Source organism: Lentzea sp. NPDC051838 (assembly GCF_040681245.1).
Classification (GTDB): domain Bacteria; phylum Actinomycetota; class Actinomycetes; order Mycobacteriales; family Pseudonocardiaceae; genus Lentzea.
Genome location: NZ_JBFAYI010000034.1, coordinates 53,716 through 72,832 on the forward strand (window position 1 = coordinate 53,716; position 19,117 = coordinate 72,832).

Genomic DNA, 19,117 nt, shown 5'->3' on the forward strand with positions numbered 1-19,117 from the left:
GACGCGAACTCGCAGGTTTTGATCTCGAACGAAACGGGCGACACCCTCCGCGGTGTCGCCCGTTTCTTTTTAAACGATTGCGAGCTGGCGCTTGCGGGACTTGATGATGTTGTCGCGCTCCGATTCCGACAACCCGCCCCAAATTCCGTAGGGCTCCTGCACTGCCAGTGCGTGTTTGCGGCACATCTCCAGCACCGGGCAGGCGAGGCAGACGGCCTTGGCGCGAGCTTCCCGCCGTGCTCTGGCCGGACCCCGTTCACCGTCGGGGTGGAAGAAGAACGCGCTGTCCATGCCCCGGCACGAACCGCGCATCTGCCAGTCCCAGAGGTCTGCGTTGGGACCGGGGAGCCTTCGGGTGTCCGCCATCGAGACCGCCTCCGTGACGACTGCTCCATTCGGCTTAACGATGATCCACCGTAGAACCGCGTCAAAACTTGTTCAAGAGGCTGAAGACCCTTATCAACTGATGGGTGACGGCACGCGTGTTCGATCACTCACCGCCCGGAGTTGCCGCGCCGATGAGGTGAACGGAACATGGCTCTCGTGATGACACAGCCGGAGCACAGATCTGCCGGTAGTCACACGAGTGAGCCCCTCCTCTCAGTGGCCGCGGTGGCCAGGCGACTCGGCGTGGCGCCGGCGACGCTGCGCACCTGGGACCGCCGCTACGGGCTCGGTCCGAGCGGCCACACCGTTGGGCGGCACCGGAAATACGGGCCCCGCGACGTGGCTCGTTTGGAATTGATGCAGCGCGCTCTTCTTCGTGGCGCGTCGTCCGCCGAGGCCGCTCGATTCGCTTTGGACTCGAAATCCTCGATGACCCACGGCGAGGTGCCCGTCGCACCATCGGGTGGTCGGGGCCTCAAATTGCCGGGAGCGTCTCGATTGGCGCGCGGACTGGGGCGCGCGGCGGTCGCGATGGACTCGATCGCGGTGCAGGGGATGCTCGCCGACGCGCTGGCGTCCGACGGGGTGATCGCGACCTGGAACGAGGTCGTGCGCCCGGTCCTGACCGCCGTCGCGGCGCGGTGGCAGCTGTCCGGAGTCGGCGTCGAGGTGGAGCACCTGCTGAACGAGTGCGTGCTCGCGGCTTTCGTGCGCGCGACACCGCTCGTCACTCTCGGGCGCAACCATCGGCCCGTGCTGCTCGCGTGCATGCCGGAGGAGAGGCACAACCTCCCTCTCTATCCGCTCGCTGCCGAGCTGGCGCAGCGCGGCGTGGTGGCCCGGCAGCTCGGGGCCGCGCTACCGGTGGACGCGCTGGGGGCGGCTGTGCGCAGGACCGCGCCTTCCGCGGTGGTGCTGTGGGCGCAGCTGCCCAGGTACGCGGATCCGGGCGTGCTGACGGCGCTCCCGCGCACCAGGCAACAGGTGAGGTTGTTCGTGGGTGGGCCGGGTTGGCGGCGAGGGGTGGTCACGACGCCGGCCGAGAGGGTGGACGACCTCGCTGCCGCCGTCGCCGCCGTCGAAGCCGCGGTGACCTGACGCTCCCGGACGCCTGACGCTCCCGCTGCCCCGCCCAACGCCGAGCCGCTCCTCACCTGGCGGCACACTCTCCCCTGTGGAAGAGGAGCTGCGCCGAGCCGCCTTCGGTGACTCACCCGATCTGGACGTCTGGTCCGCGCTGTCCTCCACCAGCTCCCGCGTCCGGTGGCTCGCTGCCGTCGTGCTCGGCGGTCAAGGCCACTACGCCGCCGCCGCGACCGTCCTGGATGCGCTCCGTCACGACCCAGATCCCGTGATCGCGTCGTTGGCGCTCTCCACCCGCGCCTCCCACCACCGCCAGCTGGGCGCCCACCACCTCGCCCGCCCACTCGACGGCGCCGCCCTCGCCGGCGTTCGGAGCACCGGCGGCGGCGATCCAGACGGGATCGACGCGGACGGTGCCCGAACGGACGCCCTGCTGGGTCTCGCCGCCGATTCGCTAGGTGCCCAACGCCTCGGCGAGGCCCGCGGGTTGCTCGCACGAGTTGAGACGCGGTCGTGGAGGAGTGAGGTCCGCCGGGGATGGGTAGCCGCGGAGATTGAGCTCGCCTCCGGTCAGGCGCACGCCGCGGTGGCACCCGCCGAGGAGGCGTACGGCGTAGCGACGAGCAGAAAGGCACTCCGCCACGAGCTCAAGTCGGCACTCGTTCTGGGCACCTCGTTGGTCGTGTGGGGGACACCCGACGGGTCGACAAGAGGGGTTGAACTGGTCGAGTGTGAGCTAAATCACAGTGTCGCGAAGGGGCTTCATCCGTTGATCTGGCCGAGCGCTCTTGTCCTGGTGGGCCATGCCCCCACGGTGGGCGCAACGGTCATCGACCGGGCGACGAAGGCTCTGAGCTGCGTGTTACGGAGAGCTGATCCCGTCAGCCGTCAGGTCGCTCTTGATTCCCCGTGGGTGCCGACTGGGCTGCTCCGTTCCGGGGAACCCCCGAACGCAGACCCTCAGACGAACTTCTTGACGGATTAAGCACCGGATCGTGTCAAGGTTGGGCGTCGAGCGTCCGATAGGGGAGATGGAACGTCACTCGGCTGCAGGAAAGGAGTCCCCGTGACTACGGTCCTTATTTGCGACGACCGGCGCAGTGTGCGGGAGGGTCTCACCCGCGTGATGTCGGCTGTCCCCGGGGTTAGCCGCATCGACTGCGTAGCGCACGGTGACGAGTTGTTGGCTCGCTTTTCAAGGCAGCCGGTCGACGTAGTGCTGGTGGGAACCCAGCGCGCCGTCCCGACCGGGGTGGAAGCCACCCGTCGGCTCGTCTCCGCAAATCCGCAGGCAAACGTCATCGTCTTCGGTGCACCCGACGACGCGGGCAGCATCGCTGCCGCGATCGCCGGTGGCGCTCGCGGCTACCTGAGGTGGGACGCGTCGCGTCCCGAGCTTGTGGCAGCCCTCGCGCACACGCTCGCCAGCACCTCGGTGCCGGCGCCGCGCCAGCCCTCCGACCCCGGTGTCCAGCTCACGGAGCGCGAGCTCCAGGTGCTGCGCGGGATGAGCCAGGGCAAGAGCAACGGCCAGATCGGCCGCGAGCTCTACCTGTCGGAGGACACGGTCAAGACCCACGCACGTCGTCTCTTCCGCAAGCTCGGTGTTCGTGACCGCGCTCAGGCGGTTGCGCACGGCTTCCGGCGCGGTCTCGTCCAGTAGTTCACTCGCCGCACCGGCCCCGCGTCCTCATATGCCGCATGTGGGGAAGCGGGGCCGGTGGCGTGAGGCGGGTCACCCGCTGCACGGGGTGATCCCCTCGGGTCGCGCATTTAGCCCAGCCCGGTGACAATGTCGCCGGGCTGGAGTCATTCGGCGTGTCGGCTGGTCACGCGGGGTGTCCATACCCCACTGATGAACAGAAGGCACGAAGACCGGTACGGTGAGATCTGCTGCTACGAGTCGCCGTGAGTGACTCGTGCTGTTTCATGTCGGTACGCCAACAAGTAACACCAGGGCTGTTGTCTGCGATGACCAACTTGGGGGACGGACTGGACGCCGAAGTGGGCGCGGCCGTCGACGGCGACCGCCAGGCGATCGAACGCCTGCTGGCCTCCATTCGTCCTCTTGTGGTGCGGTACTGCCGCGCCAGAGTTGGCAGGCAGGAGCGAAGCTTCGCTTCGGCGGACGATGTGGCCCAGGAGGTGTGTCTCGCGGTGCTCACGGCATTGCCCAGCTACCGCGATCAGGGTCGGCCCTTCCTCGCGTTCGTATACGGGATCGCGGCGCACAAGGTTGCCGATGCACATCGGTCTGCCGCCAGGAACCGCTCGGAACCGGTTCCCGAAGTCCCCGACGCACCGGAGACCGAAGCTGGTCCGGAGCAGCGGGCGATGCAGGGTGAGCTCTCCGATCGGATGGCTGTACTACTGCGCGTCCTGCCGGAGAAGCAGCGGGAGATCCTGCTGTTGAGGGTGGTGGTCGGGCTTTCCGCCGAGGAAACTGCCGAGGCGGTCGGTTCGACGCCGGGTGCGGTCCGGGTGGCGCAACACCGTGCGCTGGCTCGGCTCCGCAAGTCGCTGGCAGCGGAGGAGGTGGTCTGAGTGGCCGACGAGCACGGAAAGGACGACGAGCAAGTGCGAGGACAGGACGATAGAACCCCGCACGAACCCGTCGTGGCAGATGATCTTTCGGCTGTGCAGGCCGATGACAGGTTGCTCGACGCACTGGGGTCCGCCACGCCGGGTGCGGCAGGCTCCCTGGTCGACGACGAGCTGAACGCGTTGCTGCTCGCCTGGCGCAACGAGGTGGAGACCGCGCCCTTCGGCGAACTGGTCGACACCGAGACCGCCGTGGCCACGATCCAGGCTGCCCGCCCGCAGCCGGTCTCGCGGCACCGCTTCCTGATCCCCCTGGCCAGCGCCGCGGCCGTCCTCGCCATCGCCTTCACCGGCGTGAGCCTGGTCGCGCGCGACGCCCAGCCCGGCGACGCGCTCTGGGGCCTCACCCGAGTCCTGTACTCGGAGCACGCCAAGTCGATCGAAGCCGCGGCCATCATCAACACGGACCTCGAGTCGGCCCGCCTCGCGCTGCGCGAAGGCAAGGTCAGCGAGGCCCGTGAGAAGCTGAACAAGGTCGAGGCCAGCCTCGGCTCCGTGTCCACCGCGGACGGCAAGGCCCAGCTCGAGGAGAAGCACGCCGAACTCCAGAAGGAGCTCGCGACCAACACCTCGGCCACCACGACCTCGCCGACCACGCCGCCGGCCACCCAGCCGACCGAGCCGACGAAGCCGTCCACGCCGTCCTCGACGACGACGACGGACCCGACGACCACCACGACCCCGCCGCCGACCACGACGACCCCGCCCCCGCCGACCTCGGCCGGTGGCGAGAACCCGCCGCCTCCTCCGCCGCCGGACCCCGGCACCGGTGAGACGCCCGGTTCGAGTGGCGCGACGCAGGGCGAGTCGCAGGGCCAGACCGGCTCCAACTGAGACGCAGTGTGAACGGCCCCTGATCTTTCGAGGTCAGGGGCCGTTCACACGCTTTCGGCGGTCACACGTCAGGTGGAATGTGATCGGGGCGCTCCGAGGCAGGCCGACCCGGCCTGAGCGCAAAGTGCCGGGAGTGGCCGACTCACGTCAGGTGCGGCAGGTCGGCGCACGCTCTCCTGGGCGGGTGCGCCGGATCACGCCGGACCGCGACGATCAGCGGGCGGACTCCGTGGCCGTCACACCGTCCGCGTACCCCCGGCAGTACTCCCAGCTCACGTACGCGCCGGGGTCCGGGTCGAACGCGGGCTCGTGCGGCCGCATCCGCCCATCGGCGAGCAGCTGTTCGAGTGAGGCTCGCAACAGTGCCCAGTCGTGGTAGTGCGGTTCCTGGCACTCGCCGCAGTCGACGACGATGCCGCGCACGCCCCGGTGTTCGAGGAGCGCTTGGTAGACGGCGAGGTCGCTCAGGTCGCTGACCAGCTCTGCTCGCTCGTCTTCCTCCATCGGGGGATGGTCGTGGTCGGGCTCGCCGAGGGTCAGCGCGGGGTCCTCGGGATCGCCCTCGAAGGGGTCTGGTGGCAACGCGTCGTGCGGCACGACCCCGCACGGTACCCGCCGTACCCCCACAGCCGTCCAGATACCATGGGCAGCACCGCCTCCGCCTGCGGAAACCTGACCCGCGGGCAGACTGGCAGACCGCACGACGGAAGGCATGTCACCCGCTATGACCAGCGAGCTCAACGCTGACGGAGTCCCGAGCAAGTTCGCCATGCTGGGACTGACCTTCGACGACGTGCTCCTGCTGCCGGCCGAGTCCGACGTCGTTCCCAGTGGCGTCGACACGAGCACCAGGATCTCGCGCAACATCTCCCTCAAGATTCCGCTGGCCAGCGCGGCCATGGACACGGTCACCGAGGCGCGGATGGCGATCTCGATGGCGCGTCAGGGCGGCATCGGCGTGCTGCACCGCAACCTGAGCGTGGAGGACCAGGCTCGGCAGGCGGAGACCGTCAAGCGGTCCGAGGCCGGCATGGTGACGGACCCGGTCACGTGCTCGCCGGAGGCCACGCTGGCCGAGGTCGACGCGCTGTGCGCCCGCTACCGCATCTCCGGTGTGCCGGTCACCGACTCGAACAACAAGCTGGTGGGCATCATCACGAACCGCGACATGCGGTTCGAGCTCGACCACACCAAGAAGGTCAGCGAGGTCATGACCAAGGGCCCGCTGGTCACCGCGCAGGTCGGCGTGAGCGCCGACGCCGCGCTGGGCCTGCTGCGCCGCCACAAGGTCGAGAAGCTGCCGATCGTCGACGGCGACGGCAAGCTGCAGGGCCTGATCACGGTCAAGGACTTCGTCAAGACCGAGCAGTACCCGAACGCCACCAAGGACCCGGACGGCCGCCTGCTCTGCGCCGCCGCCGTGGGTGTGGGCGAGGACTCGTTCGTGCGTGCCATGACGCTCGCGGACGCCGGTGTGGACGTGCTGATGGTCGACACGGCGCACGGCCACTCGCGCGGCGTGCTGGAGATGGTCGCGCGCATCAAGAAGGAGCTCGGCGACTCGGCGGACGTCGTCGGCGGCAACGTCGCGACGCGGGCCGGTGCGCAGGCGCTGGTCGACGCGGGCGCGGACGGCGTGAAGGTCGGCGTCGGGCCCGGCTCGATCTGCACCACGCGCGTCGTCGCGGGTGTCGGTGTGCCGCAGATCTCGGCGATCTACGAGGCGTCGCTCGCCTGCCGTCCCGCCGGTGTGCCGGTGATCGGCGACGGCGGCATCCAGTACTCCGGCGACATCGCCAAGGCCATCGCGGCCGGCGCGTCCGCCGTGATGCTCGGCTCGCTGCTCGCGGGCACCCAGGAGGCGCCCGGCGACCTGATCCTGGTCAACGGCAAGCAGTTCAAGACCTACCGCGGCATGGGCTCGCTGGCCGCGATGCAGTCCCGCGGCGACGCCAAGTCGTACTCGAAGGACCGCTACTTCCAGGACGACGTGCTCAACGAGGACAAGCTCGTCCCCGAGGGCATCGAGGGCCGCACGCCGTTCCGCGGCCCGTTGTCGCAGGTCGTGCACCAGCTCAACGGCGGCCTGCGCGCGGCGATGGGCTACACGGGTTCCCGCACGATCGCGGAGCTGCAGGACGCGCAGCTCGTGCGGATCACGGCGGCGGGCCTGAAGGAGAGCCACCCGCACGACATCACGATGACCGTCGAGGCACCGAACTACACCACCCGTTAGAGTCGTCCGGTTTTGTTCTAAAGCTCTGGAGAGGAACAACAGGTGCGCGATCTGGTCGAGATCGGCATGGGCCGGACCGCGAGGCGGGCCTACGAGCTGGACGACATCGAGATCATCCCGTCCCGTCGCACGAGGTCGTCGAAGGACGTCTCCACGACGTGGCAGATCGATGCCTACCGCTTCGACATCCCGCTGATCACCCACCCGACCGACGCCATCGTGTCGCCGGGCACGGCGGTCGCGGTCGGCGAGCTCGGCGGCCTCGGCGTGCTGAACGCCGAGGGTCTCTGGGCGCGGCACGGCGACGTGGACGAGGCGCTGTTCCGCCTGGTCCAGGCGACCGAGGACAACGAGGACCCGGCCGCCGCGGTGAAGGTGCTGCAGGAGCTGCACGCCGCCCCGCTGCGGATGGACCTGATCGCCGAGGCGATCAAGCAGATCCGCGAGTCGGGCGTGACGGTGGCGGTCCGGGTCAGCCCGCAGCGCGCCGCCGAGCTCACGCCGGACCTGCTGGCCGCGGGCGTCGAGATCCTGGTCGTCCAGGGCACGATCATCTCGGCCGAGCACGTGTCGCGCGACGGCGAGCCGCTGAACCTGAAGTCGTTCATCGCGGACCTCGACATCCCGGTGATCGCCGGTGGTGTTGGCGACTACCGCACGGCCATGCACCTGATGCGCACCGGCGCGGCGGGCGTGATCGTCGGCTACGGCTACACGCCCGGCGTCACCACCACCGACACGGTCCTGGGCATCGGCGTGCCGATGGCCACCGCGATCGCCGACGCCGCGGCCGCCCGCCGCGACTACCTCGACGAGACGGGCGGCCGCTACGTGCACGTCATCGCCGACGGTGGCGTCATGACGTCCGGCGACGTGGCGAAGTCCATCGCCTGCGGTGCCGACGCCGTGATGCTGGGCGAGCCCCTCGCGGCCGCCACCGAGGCGCCTGGTCAGGGCCTGTACTGGACGGCGTCGTCCGCGCACCCGTCCGTGCCGCGCAGCCTGGTCGCGGAGGCGGTGGACCAGGAGCTCGACCTGCGCAAGCTGCTGTTCGGCCCGTCCTCGGACCCGCGCGGCGTGACGAACCTGTTCGGCGCTCTCAAGCGGGCCATGGCCAAGACCGGCTACTCGGACCTCAAGGAGTTCCAGAAGGTCGGCCTGACCATCCGCGGCTGAACCTGATCAGCCAGAAGGGTGCGCTCCGGCCGGGGTGCACCCTTCTGGTTTGCTGGGCCCGTGCCGCTAGTTGACATCACTTACGCGCCCAACCTCCCGCACAAAGTGCTGAGGCAGCTCGTCGAGGTGCTTCCGCACGCCGTTTCGGTGGCCGTGGAGTGCCCGGAGGAGCCCTACGACGAAGACCTGCAGGCCGGCGACGTCGAGCTGTACTTCCGGCGACGCGGCCCGTGGGACGTCAGCGAGATGGACGTCGTGGTCGAGGTCCGGTCCAAGTGGTTCGAGAGCCGCGCGGAGAACCGGCAGGACCGGGTCGACGGACTGTGCGCGGCCATCGAGGAGGCGACGGGACTGGCTCATGTCGGCGTCTACCTCAGCCTCCCGATCGCGGCCTGGGCCCAAAGCTGATCTTGCAACCGGCCTCACCCCCTGTGCGTCCTGAAAGGCATGGACTTGGACTCCCTGTTCGGCGACAACAGCACCAACAGCACGGATGTGGACACGATTGACACGGACGCCGAAGTCCAAGACGGAGAAGAAGAGCTCGTAGCGCTGGAAGAAGCCGACGACAACCCCGAGGAAGGCGTCGGCGGCATCGGTTGGAAGGCACTGGCCCTGTTCGTCCTGGGTGGCCTGGTGATCACCGGGCTGGCCGTGGCGTTCATGGTCTGGGTCATCGAGGGCCTGGTCCTCTGACCGCACGACGACCTGGGGGGCGTGTGGATTTCGACCTGGACGACGAAGGCACCTCGTTCGGAGACGAGGACGGGATCAGCGGGCGGAGCCGCCGCGGCAAGCAGTCGAAGGCGCGCTGGTCGACGGCGCACTACCTGGGCTTGGCAGTGTTCGTGTTCGCGCTCGTGTGCATCGTCTACGCGGTGGTGGCCGAACTCGCTTTCTGAGCTGAACCGATCGGGGACTAGGCGTTACCGGAAGTAACGCCTACTCTCCGGTTCATGGGTGAACTCGCCGGTAACTTCGATGTCGTCATCGTCGGCTCCGGGTTCGGTGGCAGCGTGGCCGCGCTCCGCCTGACCGAGAAGGGCTACCGCGTCGCCGTCCTCGAGGCGGGTCGCAGGTTCGCCGACGACGAGTTCGCCAAGACCAGCTGGAACCTCCGCAAGTACCTGTGGGCTCCGCAGCTCAAGTGCTTCGGCATCCAGCGCATCCACCTCCTGCGCAACGTCATGGTGCTCGCCGGCGCGGGTGTCGGCGGGGGCAGCCTCGTCTACGCCAACACGCTGTACCGGCCGCTCAAGCCGTTCTACGAGGACCGGCAGTGGGCGCACATCACCGACTGGCAGGACGAGCTGGAGCCGTTCTACGACCAGGCGAGCCGGATGCTGGGGGTCGTCACGAACCCCACGACGACGCCGAGCGACGTCGTCATGCAGAAGGTCGCGAAGGACATGGGCGTCGAGGACAGCTACCACCCCACGCCCGTCGGCGTGTTCTTCGGCGAGCCGGGCAAGAAGGCCGACGACCCCTACTTCGGCGGTGCCGGGCCTGAGCGCACGGGCTGCACCGAGTGCGGCAGCTGCATGTCCGGCTGCCGGGTCGGCGCCAAGAACACGCTGGTCAAGAACTACCTCTACCTCGCGGAGAAGCTCGGCGCGCAGGTCTTCCCGCTGACCACGGTCACCCAGCTGCAGCAACAGGACGGCCGCTGGACCATCGACACCAAGATGACCGGCGGACGGGCCACGAAGTCCTTCACCGCGGACCAGGTCGTCATCGCCGCCGGCACGTGGGGCACCCAGCAGCTGCTGCACAAGGCCAAGGCGACCACGTTGCCGAAGATCTCGGCGAAGCTCGGCGAGCTCACCCGCACCAACTCCGAGTCGATCATCGGTGCGGCGAGGTACTCGGTCGACCCGGCCAACGACTTCACCAAGGGCGTCGCGATCACCAGCTCCATCCACCCCGACGAGATCACGCACATCGAGCCCGTCCGGTACGGCAAGGGCAGCAACGCCATGGGGCTGCTGCAGACCCTCGCCACGGACGGCGCGATGAGCACGCCGAGGTGGCTGCAGTTCATCAAGCAGGCGGTCAGGCACCCGATGAGGTTGCTGAGGCTGCTGAGCGTGCACCGGTGGAGCGAGCGGACCGTGATCCTGCTGGTGATGCAGAGCCTCGACAACTCCATCACCACGTTCCTCAAGCGCGGCAAGCTCACCAGCAAGCAGGGCCACGGCGAGCCCAACCCGGCGTTCATCCCGGCGGGGCACGAGGCGAACCTGTTGGCCGCCAAGCACATCGACGGCATGGCGGGCGGCACGTGGGGCGAGCTGTTCAACATCCCGCTGACGGCGCACTTCATCGGCGGCTGCGCGATCGCGTCCAGTGAAGAAGAAGGCGTGATCGACCCGTACCACCGGGTGTTCAACTACCCCGGACTGTCCGTTGTGGACGGTGCGGCGATCAGTGCCAACCTCGGCGTGAACCCGAGCCTCACCATCGCCGCGCAGGCCGAGCGGGCGTTCTCGCTGTGGCCGAACAAGGGCGAACAGGACGAACGGCCCGAGCAGGGTCAGAAGTACAAGCGGGTCAACCCGGCGAAGCCGAAGAACCCCGCGGTTCCCGATCAAGCTCCAGCCGCATTGCGGTTGCCGATCGTGAAGGCCTCCTGACACGGTGGAGGCATGGCCAAAAAGCCTCAGAAGAAGCCATTCGCCTCCAGCGCCGACCTCGCCCCGAAGGACGAGGTGTTCGTCGAGCTCGCCGACGGCGTCTACACCCTGACCGCCGAGGGCGACCCCAACGTCGGGGCGATCGAAGCCGAGGACTTCCTGATCTGCTTCGAAGCGCGCGCCACACCCGCGGCCGCGCGCAGGTGGCTCACCACGCTGCGCAAGCACACGGACAAACCCGTCCGATACCTCGTGCTGAGCCACTACCACGCCGTCCGCACGCTCGGTGCCAGCGCGTTCGACGCCCAGGAGATCGTCGCGCACGAGATGACGCGGGTGCTGATCGCCGAACGCGGGCAGCAGGACTGGGAGAGCGAGTTCGGCCGCATGCCGCGGCTGTTCGAGCAGCCGGAGGAGATCCCTGGCCTGACGTGGCCGACGCTGACGTTCTCGGACCGCATGTCCATCCCGCTCGGCGAGGACCGCGGTGACCTCGTGCTGCAGCACCTCGGCCGCGGCCACACGGCGGGTGACATCGTGGCGTGGCTTCCGCAGCAACGCATCCTGTTCGCCGGCGACCTCGTCGAGTCGCAGGCCGCGCTCTACACCGGCGACGCGTTCCACGACGAGTGGGCGACGTCCACTTTGGACGAGATCGCGGACCTCGGCGCGGAGGTGCTCGTGGGCGGACGGGGCAAGGTCGCGCGTGATCGCATGGAGGTCGAGGCCGCGATCGACCAGAGCAGGCACTTCCTCAACGAGCTGCGCCGCACGGTCGGCGGGGTCCACGCCGACGGAGGCACGCTCAAGCAGGCGTTCGAGCTCGCGCACGAGACGCTCGAACCGCGCTACGGGCGCTGGCCGATCTTCGAGCACTGCCTGCCGTTCGACGTGAAGCGCTACTGGGACGAGTGCGACGGCAAGGACTGGCCGGACATCTGGACGGCGGAACGCGACCGCGCGGTCTGGGACGCCCTGCAATGACGGTCCTGGTCGTCGGCGCCGGGCCGGTGGGGATGACCGCCGCGCTGTTCCTCGCGCGAGCCGGCGTGCCGAGCGTGATCCTGGAGAAGGCTCCGGAACGGGTCTCGCAAGGCAGTCGCTCGATCTGCGTCCAGCGCGACGTCCTGGAGATCCTCGAACGAATCGGCGTCGGCCAGGCCGTCGCCGACGCGGGCGTCACCTGGTACACCGGCCGCACCTACCACCGCGACCGCGAGGTGCTGACCCTGACCTTCCCGGAGGCCAAGGGTTTCCCGCCGTTCGTGAACACCCCGCAGACCGTCGTCGAGCAGCTGCTGGAAGTACGCGTCCGCCGGGAACCGCTCATCGAGCTCCGCTACGGCCACGCCCTCGAAACCCTGACCCAGGACGACGAAGGCGTGTCCACAAAGGACGTACGAGCGACCCACTGCATCGCCGCGGACGGCGTGCACTCGACGGTCCGGCAGCTGCTGGACATCCCGTTCGTGGGCTTCTCGTTCGACGACAGGTTCATCATCGCCGACGTCCGCGTCGACCTGGACTTCGAGACACCCGAACGCCGCTTCTACTTCGACCCGCCCTGGAACCCCGGCCGCCAGGTTCTCCTGCACCCGCAACCGAAAGGCATCTGGCGGATCGACTGGCAGGTCGCGGAGGACGTCCAGCTCACCGACGACCACATCCGCGCGATCGTCGGTGACAGGCCGTACGAGGTGGTCTGGCAGTCGACCTACCGCTTCCACCAGCGCCGCGCGACAACGTTCAGGCAGGGCAGGATCCTGCTGGCCGGGGACGCCGCGCACGTCATGAGCCCGTTCGGCGCCCGCGGCCTGAACTCCGGGATCTGCGACGCCGACAACGCCGCGTGGAAGATCGCCGCGGACCGGCGAGGCGAGGCCGGGCCCGGCTTGCTGGCGTCCTACGACGTCGAACGCGGGCAAGCCGCCGACGAGAACCTCCGCATCACCGGCGACACCATGCGGTTCCTCGTGCCGGGCACTCCGCAGGAACGAGAGCGTCGGCAGCACGCACTCGAGTCGGGCGAGGGCATCGACTCGGGCAAGCTCTTCACCCCGTTCGCCTACGAGAACTCCCCGCTGACCACCGACGGCGGAGAGCTGATCGCCGGATCACGCGCCGCCGGACCGGGTTTCACGGTCTCGGACGGGCGCGTGATCAGGCCGGACGGCCACGTCGCCGGCGAGGACAACGACGACGTGCGGCGCAGGGCACTGGGCTACAGCTGAATGCCCGTCAGCACGGTGATCCGTTCCTCGGTGAAGTCCTCCATCGCCGATCGGATGCCCTCACGTCCGGTGCCCGAGCCCTTCACGCCGCCGTAGGGCATCTGGTCGGCGCGGTAGGACGGCACGTCACCGATGATCACGCCACCGACCTCGAGCTCGGCCGCGGCTTCGAACGCGACCTGCACGTCCCGTGTGAAAACACCGGCCTGCAGCCCGTACTTGGTGTCGTTGGCCTGCGCGAACGCGTCCTCCACGCCGTCCGCGACCGAGACCACCAGCACCGGCCCGAAGATCTCCTCGGTCCACAGCTTCGCGGTCTTCGGCACGTCCGCGACCACGGTCGGCTCGACCGTCGTGCCGGTCCGCTTGCCGCCGAGCAGCACACGCGCGCCCGCGTCGGCGGCCATGTTGACCCACTCCTCGACGCGCCGAGCGTTGTCCTCGTCGATCAAAGGACCGACCTCGACCTCGGGGTCGTGCGGGTCGCCGGTCTTCAACGCCCCCACGGCTTCCACGAGCTTCGGGACGAACTCGTCGGCGTGCGAGCGGTCCACGATCACCCGCTGCACCGCGATGCACGACTGCCCGGCCTGGTAGTTGCCGAACGTCGCGATGCGCTGCGCCGCACGGTCCAGGTCTGTCCAATCAGGACAGATGATCGCCGCCGCGTTGGACCCCAGCTCCATTACGACGTGCTTGCGCGGCGCGGCTTCCATCAACGACCAGCCGACCTTCGTGGACCCGGTGAAGGAGATGACCGGCAGCCGTTCGTCGCGGACCAGGACGTCCATGTCCTTGCCCCGCACGGGAAGGATCGAGAACGCACCCTCGGGCAGATCGGTCTCGGCGAGGATCTCGCCGAGCAGCAACGACGACAACGGCGTGGCGGAGGCGGGCTTCACGATCACCGGTGCACCCACCGCGAGCGCCGGCGCGACCTTGTGCGCCACCAGGTTCAGCGGGAAGTTGAACGGCGCCACCGCCAGCACCGGCCCGCGCGGCACGTGCCGCACGATCGCCATCCGGCCCTCACCGTTCGCCTCGGTGTCGAGCCGCTGCAGGCCACCGGTGAACCGTCGTGCTTCCTCCGCGGCGAACCGGAACGTGTTGACCGCGCGGGAAACCTCGATCTCGGCCCACTTGAGCGGCTTGCCGTTCTCCGCGGTGATCGTCTCGGCGATCTCCTCCGCGCGTTCGGCGAGCGCTCGCGAGACGTGCAGCAGCGCCTCGGCCCGCACGTGCGCGGGTGTTCGCCGGAACTCCTTCGCCACCGCGTGAGCGGCTGTGATCGCGCGTTCTACCTGGTCAGGTCCCGGCACGGCGACCGAGGCGACCTCGGTGCCGTCGAACGGGTGGAAGACCTCTAACGCCTGCTCGCCCTGCTCGGGGCGGCCGGCGACCCAGCACGGCCTGGGTTGCGGCGTGAACGGATCCATGGGATCACGTTAGGCCCTGTTGGCCTGCACGTACTCGATGAGCCCTTGGTAGTAGTCGTCATGACGTTCCGCGCGTTGCTGCACGAACGCCGGATGCTCGCGAATGGTGCGGATCATGTCCTCCAGTCGCATGAGGACGTGCTCGTCCTCGTATGCATACCCATACGTGTCGCAGAACAGTTCCGTACGACGTTCGCGCTCGTCAGGCAGTCCGAGCACGAACTGGATGAGCGCCCAGCTGATGTCCCACCAGCGAGGACCCGGATGGGCGGAATCGAAGTCGAATATGCCCGTGGGGACACCGTCTCGATAGGTCGTGTTGTAGGGCGCGAAGTCGCCGTGCAGCACCACCTCGACCGGCTCCCTGGCGGGGTGTTGCCACCCGTCGCGGACGTCCACGAGGTCGAGCGTCGCGTCGTGCAGCCGCCTCAGCATCAGAGCCGAGGCGACCAGCGACTCGTCGTCGGACGGGAACACGTGGCCAACGTCACCGGGCAGGTAGCTGAGCAGTTCGTGCTCCGCGGAGAGCCCGAGCGGAACCGGCGCGATCCCCAGTGGTGCCAAGTGCCGCAACAAATCGTGCACCCGAGGCGCCCACGGTCCGGCGGGCCTGCGCACCGCGTCACCCACCCTGAACACCTGGTTCAGCCCGCCACCGGTCAGCAGTTCACCGTCCACGCATGAGATCCTTGGCGGCGTGTCCGACACCAGCAACCGCCCTGTTCTCGTCGTCGACTTCGGCGCCCAGTACGCGCAGCTGATCGCCCGCCGCGTGCGTGAGGCCCAGGTCTACTCCGAGGTGGTCCCGCACACCGCGACGGTGAGCGAGATCCTCGACAAGAACCCGCTGGCCATCGTGCTTTCCGGTGGCCCGTCGAGCGTCTACGAGGAGGGCGCGCCGCAGGTCGACCCGAAGCTGTTCGAGACCGGCGTCCCGGTCTTCGGCATCTGCTACGGCTTCCAGGCGATGGCGCGCGCACTCGGCGGCGCAGTTGAACAGACCGGCACCCGCGAGTACGGCCGCACCGACCTCGGCGTGACCGGCGCGGGCGGCTCGTTGCACGAGGAGCTGCCGGGCAGCCACCCGGTGTGGATGAGCCACGGCGACGCCGTCACCAAGGCGCCGGAGGGCTTCACGGTCACCGCGACCAGCGAGGGCGCGCCGGTCGCCGCGTTCGAGGACACCGAACGCCGTTTCGCCGGTGTGCAGTACCACCCGGAGGTGCACCACTCGCCGCACGGCCAGGAGGTGCTGCGCCGGTTCCTGCACGAGATCGCGGGCATCCGTCCGCAGTGGACGACGTCGTCCATCGTGGACGAGCAGGTCTCCCGGATCCGCGAGCAGGTCGGTGACGGCAAGGCGATCTGCGGCCTGTCCGGCGGCGTCGACTCCGCCGTGGCCGCCGCTCTCGTGCAGCGTGCCATCGGCGACCGCCTCACGTGCGTCTTCGTCGACCACGGCCTGCTGCGCTCCGGTGAGCGCGCACAGGTCGAGCGCGACTACGTGGCCGCCACGGGCATCCGCCTGGTGACCGTCGACGCCCGCGAGCGCTTCCTCAACGCTCTCGCCGGCGTCACGGACCCGGAGGAGAAGCGCAAGATCATCGGCCGCGAGTTCATCCGCGTGTTCGAGCAGGCGGAGCGCGACCTCAAGGCCGAGGGCGACTACAAGTTCCTCGTCCAGGGCACGCTCTACCCGGACGTCGTCGAGTCCGGCGGCGGCGCGGGCACCGCGAACATCAAGTCGCACCACAACGTCGGCGGCCTGCCGGACGACCTGCAGTTCGAGCTGGTCGAGCCGCTGCGCGCGCTGTTCAAGGACGAGGTCCGCCGCGTCGGCACCGAGCTCGGCCTGCCCGAGACGATCGTGCAGCGCCAGCCGTTCCCCGGCCCCGGCCTCGGCATCCGCATCATCGGCGAGGTCACGCAGGACCGCCTCGACACGCTGCGCCAGGCCGACGCCATCGCCCGCGAGGAGCTGACGGCCGCTGGCCTCGACCGCACGATCTGGCAGTGCCCGGTCGTGCTGCTCGCGGACGTCCGCAGCGTCGGTGTCCAGGGCGACGGCCGCACCTACGGCCACCCGATCGTGCTGCGCCCGGTGTCGTCCGAGGACGCGATGACCGCGGACTGGACGCGCCTGCCGTACGAGGTGCTGGAGCGGATCTCGACCCGGATCACCAACGAGGTGGCGGAGGTCAACCGCGTGGTGCTCGACGTGACGTCGAAGCCGCCGGGCACGATCGAGTGGGAGTGATCTCCTAGGAGGCCGTGGGATCCCAGCTGGGTTGCCAGTTCGGGGTCCCCGGCACGATCCCCGCTCGCACCGCGTCGGGTGCGAGCGGCGTGACGGCCGTGTCGCCGGGCGGTGCGACCGGTGCCGGCGACCGTCCGCGCAGGTGGTGGTCGAACCAGCCGATCGTCGCGCGCATGGCTTCGCCGAGACCCGGTTCCACGTACATGCCCATGCCGTCGAAGCCGAGGACGACCAGCCGCTTCGGTTCTCCCGCCAGGTCCAGGACCTGGGTCATCTGTTCCAGGTCGTGGTAGATGTCCGAACCGTTGGCGCCGAAGAACTGCAGCGGAGCGCCGACACGCACTTCACCCGCCGGTCCCTCGCGGCGAGGCGCATCGCGACGGCACCACTGGGACTCACGCCGTGCAGGCCGATCGCGTCCGGATCGACCTCGTGCCGGGACCGCAGGTAGAACAGGCCGTACTGCATGTCCTGCACGTTGTTGGCGAAGTAGACCTGGCCGCGCGGCTTGCCGGTGCTGGCGCCCGAGGTGCGGTAGTCCATCGTGAGACACACGTAGCCGGCTCGGGCGAGGTACCAGGCCACTCCCGCGTTGGCCTCCCTAGGCGAGATCCCGCTCCACGCCAGGAAACCTGACGTGCTCGACCCGCACGCCGGGCGGGTACACGAAGTTGTTCATCACCAGGCCCTGCCCGACTGTGTTGCGGCACAAACGAAAAGGCCCCCTGCCGGGTGGCAGAGGGCCGAATCCGCGGTGCTATCTCTGTCTGCGCCGCAGGGAGTTGGTCAGCAGGACCACTCCGACCACGATGGCCGTTCCTCCCAGCGCCCACCGGAAGTCGAACCAGAACGTCCCGTTGCTCAGCACGTAGGCCGCCATCAGCCCGCCTCCGATCCCGAACATCAGGCCCAGCGGGTCGATCCGCCTGCGCATCACCTGCTGCTGCCCGGAGAACTGCTCAGTCACGGAGTACCTTCACCTCTCCGACGTTCGTCAGAACGTCGAGGTCGATCTTCAGCCCGCCCTCGCCGTCGGCACCGAGATCGGTGCCGTCGACCTGCGCGGTGCTGCCTTCCGCCTGCTTGCCGAGGCAGTTGAGCTCACCGATCGACGTCGCCTGGCAGTTGAACGTCACGTCGGCGTTCTTCGGCACGTGCACGACCAGCTCGCCGAGGTCCGCCTCGACCGAGGTCTTCACCGAACCGGAGTCCGGCAGCTCGCGGAGGTCGAGCATCACGCTGCCGACGCTGATCTCGTACTTGTCCTTCACCTCGGCGACGGTCTTCGGCGTCGACCTGAGGTCGCCGAAGTCGTTGGGGCCGTCCCAGCCGACCGTGGTCAGGCCGAAGCCCACCACGGACAGCGGGATCAGCAGCCAGATCAGGCCGCGGCCCGCGTCGACGAACGACCCGACCAGCAGACCGGCCGCGAGCACCGCGACCAGCAGGCCGATGATGTGCGCCGCGGTGAACCACGGCACCCAGACTCCCGCGATCGCGGACCCGGCCAGGACCAGCGCTGCCACGCCCATCGTCGTCGCGGCGACGCGCGGCTTGCGCGGACGAGGTGCGGGCGGTTGCGGTCGAGGTGCGGGTTCCGGCAGGTCCCAGGCGAACGGTGCGGCACCCAGCGGGTCCCAGGCAGGTGCGCCCGGCACCGGTGGCACGGGCGGCGGTTCGGCGAGCGTCGTCGCCGGCGCCAGGTGTCCGCGGTTCTTCTGCAGCAGGTAGATGGCGGCGATCGAGGCCGCCAGCGTGACCACGACCTGGAACCCGCCGCCGTCCCCGAACGTGAACGCGAGCGCCGGGAACATCAGCAGCCCCAGCAGCACCGTCTGGGCCTGGGACATGGAGCTGCGGCCCTTGTTGAGCAGGGCTTCCAGCGGCGACACCGCGTCGCCCTCCTCCGGGAGCAGCAGCCAGGCGGCCAGGTACATCGGCACACCGATGCCGCCCGACAAAGCGAGCGCGACGAACGCGATCCGCACGATCACCGGGTCGATCCGGTAGCGCAAGGCGATCCCGGTCGCCACACCGCCGAGCTTGCGCCCGGCGCGGGGCCGCACCGGACGGTGGGCCCAGAACTCTCTGAGCGTGTCCGCCACGCCCTGCATTGCCTTCTCAGTCCCGCTCACGTTGACAAGGTTGCGCTGCCACGCCTGGAACCACATCAGGGACCAGCCCTGATTCGCGGAACCGGGGTCATCCCTGATGAACAACCCGCCGGGACGTGTGACGATCGG

Annotated in this window: 22 protein-coding genes; 14 read left to right on the forward strand and 8 right to left on the reverse strand. The window is 69.1% G+C overall.

Annotated features, from left to right (window positions below):
• Positions 1-69: 69 nt before the first annotated feature.
• Positions 70-366, reverse strand: a complete 297-nt coding sequence (locus AB0M24_RS40805) for a WhiB family transcriptional regulator (protein WP_363779234.1) — start codon at positions 364-366, stop codon at positions 70-72.
• Between the two features lie 180 nt (positions 367-546).
• On the opposite strand from AB0M24_RS40805, the gene AB0M24_RS40810 reads away from it, so the two are divergent.
• The 5 genes from AB0M24_RS40810 to AB0M24_RS40830 all read left to right on the forward strand — a co-directional run bounded on the left by AB0M24_RS40810 (position 547) and on the right by AB0M24_RS40830 (position 4,905).
• A complete protein-coding gene (locus AB0M24_RS40810; RefSeq protein WP_363779303.1) occupies positions 547-1,485 on the forward strand; it encodes a MerR family transcriptional regulator in 939 nt (312 codons plus the stop codon).
• A gap of 76 nt (positions 1,486-1,561) precedes the next feature.
• Positions 1,562-2,455 carry a hypothetical protein gene (locus AB0M24_RS40815; RefSeq protein WP_363779236.1) on the forward strand — a complete coding sequence of 298 codons (894 nt, stop codon included), beginning with the start codon at positions 1,562-1,564 and terminating at the stop codon, positions 2,453-2,455.
• Between the two features lie 81 nt (positions 2,456-2,536).
• A complete protein-coding gene (locus AB0M24_RS40820) occupies positions 2,537-3,133 on the forward strand; it encodes a response regulator transcription factor (RefSeq protein ID WP_030471988.1) in 597 nt (198 codons plus the stop codon).
• 308 nt (positions 3,134-3,441) lie between these two features.
• Positions 3,442-4,014: a sigma-70 family RNA polymerase sigma factor gene (locus tag AB0M24_RS40825; protein WP_030471987.1), complete on the forward strand. Its 573-nt coding sequence runs from the start codon at positions 3,442-3,444 to the stop codon at positions 4,012-4,014.
• Positions 4,015-4,086: 72 nt separating this feature from the next.
• Positions 4,087-4,905: an anti-sigma-D factor RsdA gene (locus AB0M24_RS40830; protein WP_363779239.1), complete on the forward strand. Its 819-nt coding sequence runs from the start codon at positions 4,087-4,089 to the stop codon at positions 4,903-4,905.
• 213 nt (positions 4,906-5,118) lie between these two features.
• Here the strand turns inward: AB0M24_RS40830 and AB0M24_RS40835 are convergent, their stop codons facing one another.
• Entirely contained in the window at positions 5,119-5,502 is a 384-nt protein-coding gene (locus AB0M24_RS40835) for a DUF5319 domain-containing protein (protein WP_363779241.1), read from the reverse strand.
• A 127-nt stretch (positions 5,503-5,629) separates the two neighbouring features.
• Between AB0M24_RS40835 and guaB the strand changes: the two genes are divergently transcribed.
• Genes guaB through AB0M24_RS40875 form a run of 8 tightly spaced genes read left to right on the forward strand, consistent with a single transcriptional unit; the run spans position 5,630 to position 13,181 of the window.
• Complete coding sequence (gene guaB, locus AB0M24_RS40840) at positions 5,630-7,141, forward strand: IMP dehydrogenase (RefSeq protein ID WP_363779243.1); 1,512 nt, start codon at positions 5,630-5,632, stop codon at positions 7,139-7,141.
• 42 nt (positions 7,142-7,183) lie between these two features.
• Positions 7,184-8,317, forward strand: a complete 1,134-nt coding sequence (locus tag AB0M24_RS40845; RefSeq protein ID WP_363779245.1) for a GuaB3 family IMP dehydrogenase-related protein — start codon at positions 7,184-7,186, stop codon at positions 8,315-8,317.
• 60 nt (positions 8,318-8,377) lie between these two features.
• On the forward strand, positions 8,378-8,725 hold the full coding sequence (locus AB0M24_RS40850) for a hypothetical protein (protein WP_363779247.1): 348 nt from the start codon (positions 8,378-8,380) through the stop codon (positions 8,723-8,725).
• Between the two features lie 39 nt (positions 8,726-8,764).
• A complete protein-coding gene (locus AB0M24_RS40855) occupies positions 8,765-9,013 on the forward strand; it encodes a hypothetical protein (RefSeq protein WP_363779249.1) in 249 nt (82 codons plus the stop codon).
• A 23-nt stretch (positions 9,014-9,036) separates the two neighbouring features.
• Complete coding sequence (locus AB0M24_RS40860; RefSeq protein ID WP_363779251.1) at positions 9,037-9,219, forward strand: hypothetical protein; 183 nt, start codon at positions 9,037-9,039, stop codon at positions 9,217-9,219.
• Between the two features lie 54 nt (positions 9,220-9,273).
• A complete protein-coding gene (locus tag AB0M24_RS40865) occupies positions 9,274-10,950 on the forward strand; it encodes a GMC family oxidoreductase (protein ID WP_363779253.1) in 1,677 nt (558 codons plus the stop codon).
• Positions 10,951-10,962: 12 nt separating this feature from the next.
• Positions 10,963-11,934 carry an MBL fold metallo-hydrolase gene (locus AB0M24_RS40870; RefSeq protein WP_363779255.1) on the forward strand — a complete coding sequence of 324 codons (972 nt, stop codon included), beginning with the start codon at positions 10,963-10,965 and terminating at the stop codon, positions 11,932-11,934.
• Entirely contained in the window at positions 11,931-13,181 is a 1,251-nt protein-coding gene (locus tag AB0M24_RS40875; protein WP_363779257.1) for an FAD-dependent monooxygenase, read from the forward strand. The genes AB0M24_RS40870 and AB0M24_RS40875 overlap by 4 nt, the downstream gene beginning before the upstream one ends.
• On the opposite strand, the gene AB0M24_RS40880 is transcribed toward AB0M24_RS40875, so the two are convergent.
• Positions 13,172-14,617, reverse strand: coding sequence for an aldehyde dehydrogenase family protein (locus AB0M24_RS40880; protein ID WP_363779259.1), 1,446 nt, complete (start codon positions 14,615-14,617; stop codon positions 13,172-13,174). The two genes, AB0M24_RS40875 and AB0M24_RS40880, sit on opposite strands and share 10 nt — an antisense overlap.
• A gap of 9 nt (positions 14,618-14,626) precedes the next feature.
• Positions 14,627-15,295: an aminoglycoside phosphotransferase family protein gene (locus AB0M24_RS40885; protein WP_363779261.1), complete on the reverse strand. Its 669-nt coding sequence runs from the start codon at positions 15,293-15,295 to the stop codon at positions 14,627-14,629.
• Positions 15,296-15,314: 19 nt separating this feature from the next.
• Between AB0M24_RS40885 and guaA the strand changes: the two genes are divergently transcribed.
• Positions 15,315-16,874, forward strand: coding sequence for a glutamine-hydrolyzing GMP synthase (guaA, locus tag AB0M24_RS40890; protein ID WP_363779263.1), 1,560 nt, complete (start codon positions 15,315-15,317; stop codon positions 16,872-16,874).
• 4 nt (positions 16,875-16,878) lie between these two features.
• Here guaA and AB0M24_RS40895 read toward each other — a convergent pair whose 3' ends face one another.
• From AB0M24_RS40895 to AB0M24_RS40910, 4 genes are all read right to left on the reverse strand, one after another.
• The gene (locus AB0M24_RS40895) at positions 16,879-17,217 is read right to left on the reverse strand and encodes a hypothetical protein (protein ID WP_363779265.1); all 339 of its coding nucleotides are present in this window, start codon (positions 17,215-17,217) and stop codon (positions 16,879-16,881) included.
• Positions 17,145-17,459, reverse strand: coding sequence for a CocE/NonD family hydrolase (locus AB0M24_RS40900; protein WP_363779267.1), 315 nt, complete (start codon positions 17,457-17,459; stop codon positions 17,145-17,147). The genes AB0M24_RS40895 and AB0M24_RS40900 overlap by 73 nt, the downstream gene beginning before the upstream one ends.
• A 172-nt stretch (positions 17,460-17,631) precedes the next feature.
• A complete protein-coding gene (locus AB0M24_RS40905) occupies positions 17,632-17,841 on the reverse strand; it encodes a hypothetical protein (protein ID WP_363779269.1) in 210 nt (69 codons plus the stop codon).
• A complete protein-coding gene (locus tag AB0M24_RS40910; RefSeq protein WP_363779271.1) occupies positions 17,834-19,009 on the reverse strand; it encodes a PspC domain-containing protein in 1,176 nt (391 codons plus the stop codon). Before AB0M24_RS40910 ends, AB0M24_RS40905 begins: the two co-directional genes overlap by 8 nt.
• Between the last annotated feature and the right edge of the window lie 108 nt (positions 19,010-19,117).